Below are 3,864 nucleotides of genomic sequence, written 5' to 3' on the forward strand. Positions count from 1 at the left end.
AGCATGCGGCTGTTAACCGCAGTGTCGTTGGTTCGAGTCCAACAGGGGGAGCTTTAGCAAATCCCGGAAGCGCTTCCCTGTAAGGCCTGCCGGGATTTTTTCTTTGGAAACCGCAAATTACAAAAGCTCTTTGCAAGAGGAGAAAAAAGAGGTAAAATGAATAAGATATCCCCAGAGATTTTGCTCTGGGAAGGAAATGGAGGAAGCTATGGGCGTTTTATCCGGTTTGGAACCTGGCAATGTATTTTATTATTTTGAAGAAATTACAAAAATTCCCCACGGTTCGGGAAATGTAGATCGTATCAGCGATTATCTGGCGGCTTTTGCAAGGGAAAGGAATCTCTTCTGCATTCAGGATAAATGGAAAAACATTATTATCGTTAAGGAGGCCTCTGCGGGCTATGAGACGGAGCCTGCCGTAATTTTGCAGGGGCATATGGATATGGTGGCGGTAAAAAAGCCGGACTGCTCCATTGACCTGGAAAAGGACAGCCTTCGGGTAGCTGTGCGGGGAGATGAAATTTATGCGGAAGGCACCAGCCTTGGAGGTGACGACGGCATAGCGGTGGCGTATGCCCTTGCACTTTTGGATGCGGATAATATAAAGCATCCCCGGCTGGAGGTTGTGATCACAGTGGATGAGGAGGTGGGCATGGAGGGCGCAAGGCAGATCGATCTTTCCATGCTGCGCGGGCATAGGATGCTGAATCTGGATTCTGAGGAGGAAGGAATTTTTCTGACCAGCTGTGCAGGAGGGGCCAGAGTGGACTGCCGGGTGCCGGTGGAATGGGAATCCTTTGAGGGCATAGCTTACGAGGTGCTCGTGGAGGGATTAAAAGGCGGACACTCGGGTACGGAAATTCAGAAGGAGAGAGGTAACGCCAACTGCCTGTTTGCCAGGCTCTTGTGGAATTTGACGGAAAAGATGGACGTGGGGATACACGGGCTGGAAGGAGGGCTTGCGGACAACGCCATACCAAGGCAGACGAAGGCCGTACTTGTGATCGAGCCCAAGGACAGCGCTTCCTTTGCGGAGATCTGTGATGTGACCGCCGCCAGAATCGGAGAGGAGCTGGCAGTGAAGGACCCGGGCTTTACCATTGCTGTGGCAGAGATGGGAAAGGGGAGCTTTTCCTGCGTCAATCGCCGGGATACTAGAAGAACTGCCGCCTTTTTAAACAGTCTGCCTAACGGTGTGCAGGCTATGAGCGCGGATTTGCCGGGGATGGTGGAGACCTCTTTGAACCTGGGAATTCTGACGCTGGACAAGGGAGAGATTTGTGCGGAATTCTCGGTGCGCAGCAGTGTGGAAAGTGCAAAGGAAGCTTTGATTGCCAGGTTGTCCTGCATTACCAAGCTCGCTGGAGGGAATCAGACGGTGACAGGGGATTATCCGGGATGGAAGTATCGGGCGGATTCTCCTCTCAGGGAAAAGATGGTTGCTTTGTATGAAAAAATGTACGGAGAAAAGCCAAAGGTGGAGGCCATTCACGCGGGATTGGAATGTGGGCTTTTGGGAAGCAAGATCAGTGATCTGGACTGTGTTTCCTTTGGACCGCAGATAAGCGATATCCATACCACAGAGGAGTCTTTGAGTATTTCCTCCACAAAGCGCGTGTGGGAATATCTGGTGCGGCTGCTGGAAGAAAAGGATTAAGAAAGCTGTTTTTTTGATTTTCAGGAAGGGAAGCGCTGGAGAGCGCGGGTGATTTTGTGGGATTTGACAAAGAAAAAATCAAACAGATAAAAGGATTGATGGTGTTTGGAGCGGTGCTGGTGCTGGCGATCATTTACAGCAGCTCGGTGGTGGCAGGCATTGTTCTGGCCATCAACATTGCAAAACCGTTTATCTATGGCGGGGCAATCGCTTTTGTTTTGAACATCCCCATGAAGCTGGTGGAGAACAAGCTGTTAAGGAAATGGCGCGGAAAGGCAGCCGATAAGCTGAAGCGTCCGATCAGCATGGTCCTGTCCATCCTGCTGGTGATTTTGATTATCGCGGTGGTGTTTAATACAGTGGTGCCTCAACTGACGGCTACTATTGCAGAGATAGGGAGAAAAATCCCGGAATTTGCACAACAGGTGGTGAGCATGCTGGACGAATTCAGTCAGAATTACCCTCAGCTGGAGGAGCAGGTATCGAAGCTGGAGAGCCTCAGGATTAATTGGGAAAGTCTTTCAGACGGCGTGATTGATTTTTTGAAAAACGGCATGAGCAGTATGCTGACCTCTACGGTTACCTTTGCAAGCAGCGTGATCGGCGGCGTGGTGAATCTCTTTATTTCCGTTGTGTTTGCACTGTATATCCTGGGGCAGAAAGAAAAGCTGGAGGATCAGGGGAAACGTATTGTTACAGCCTACTTCCCCAAGAAGGCATCCGATAAAATTCTTGAGGTGATGGCGCTTTTGTATAAGAATTTCAGCAATTTTATCACCGGACAGTGTACGGAGGCTGTTATACTGGGAGCCATGTTTGTGATTGCCATGACGATTTTCCGTATGCCCTATGCGGTTTTGGTTGGGGTTTTGGTGGCCTTTACGGCGCTGATTCCCATTGTAGGCGCCTTTATCGGCTGTATTGTGGGTGCATTTCTGATTTTGATTGACGATCCCATTCTGGCAATCTGGTTTGTACTAATGTTCTTAGTGCTGCAGCAGCTTGAGGGAAATCTGATTTATCCCAAGGTGGTGGGCAATTCCGTGGGACTGCCCTCTATGTGGGTTTTGATGGCCGTAAGCCTTGGAGGAAGTCTGTTTGGCGTAGCCGGCATGCTGTTTTTCATCCCTCTTTTTTCCACCTTTTATGTTCTGCTTCGGGAGAGTGTAAACAGCAGAAATACCGCAAAGCAAGCCTTGCAGAAGGTCCGGGCAGACCAGGAAATGGAGGAAATGCAGATATCCGGGCCGGAGGATGATATGGAGGAAAAAGATGAGTGATTTTGATTATAAAAAGGTAAAAGACCCTGAATATTTTCAGGAGAACAGACTGCCCGCCCATTCGGATCATGTGTTTTATCCGAATATGGAGGCTATGAAACGGAAGGAAAACAGCTTCCGGTACAGTTTAAACGGTTTGTGGAAGTTTGCTTATGCAAGAAACTATCACTCTGTGATAAAGGGGTTTTGGTCTGCAGATTATGACTGCAGATCCTGGGAGGATATCCGGGTGCCCGCCCATATCCAGCTGGAGGGCTATGATATTCCTCAGTATGTAAATGTACAGTATCCCTGGGACGGCAGGGAGCAGATTGAGCCGGGGCAGATACCGGAGGAATTTAATCCTGCAGCCTGCTATGTGAAATATTTCCAGGTGCCTGAAAGCATGAAAGAGGGACCCGTCTATATTTCTTTTCAGGGTGTGGAAAGCGCTCTGGCTCTTTGGTGCAACGGTTCCTTCGTGGGCTATGGAGCGGACAGCTTTACTCCTTCTGAGTTTGATCTGACCCCCTTCTTGCAGGAAGGAGAAAACAAGCTGGCGGCGGTGGTTTTTAAATGGTGTGCGGGAAGCTGGTGCGAGGATCAGGACTTTTTCCGGTTTTCCGGGATTTTCCGGGATGTTTATCTCTACACCGTGCCTGGCGTACATATAAGGGATTTAAAGGTGCGCACTCTTTTAAATGACAGCTTTGACCGGGCGGTTCTGGCTCTTGATTTGGAGCTGACAGGCAAAGGACGGATTGCCGCCCTTTTATACCGGGAGGGGGAAGAAGGCCAGTCTGCAGGGGAATGGAAGGGTGAGGCGGATGAAGAAACCCATATTGAGATTCCTGTGGAGCATCCTGCGCTGTGGAGCGCCGAGGAGCCGAATCTTTATCAGTTAGTGATTCAGGTGGCGGCGCCGGAGGGAGAGCTTGAGGAGGTTGT

3 protein-coding genes are annotated in these 3,864 nt (G+C 49.9%); all 3 read left to right on the forward strand.

Going from position 1 to position 3,864, the window contains the following annotated elements; genetic code table 11:
• The first annotated feature begins 208 nt into the window (after positions 1 to 208).
• A complete protein-coding gene (locus tag AC1WIP_RS12795) occupies positions 209 to 1,657 on the forward strand; it encodes an aminoacyl-histidine dipeptidase (RefSeq protein WP_481142192.1) in 1,449 nt (482 codons plus the stop codon).
• A gap of 56 nt (positions 1,658 to 1,713) precedes the next feature.
• On the forward strand, positions 1,714 to 2,937 hold the full coding sequence (locus AC1WIP_RS12800) for an AI-2E family transporter (RefSeq protein ID WP_481142193.1): 1,224 nt from the start codon (positions 1,714 to 1,716) through the stop codon (positions 2,935 to 2,937).
• A partial coding sequence (locus AC1WIP_RS12805; RefSeq protein ID WP_481142194.1) for a sugar-binding domain-containing protein occupies positions 2,930 to 3,864 on the forward strand: 935 nt, incomplete at its 3' end. The genes AC1WIP_RS12800 and AC1WIP_RS12805, both read left to right, overlap by 8 nt.

The organism is Acetatifactor sp. (assembly GCF_982438285.1).

What these genes read in the sequence shown, in the direction of transcription:
- AC1WIP_RS12795 (WP_481142192.1), top strand. Translation starts at nt 209, where the DNA reads ATGGGCGTTTTATCCGGTTTGGAACCTGGCAATGTATTTTATTATTTT.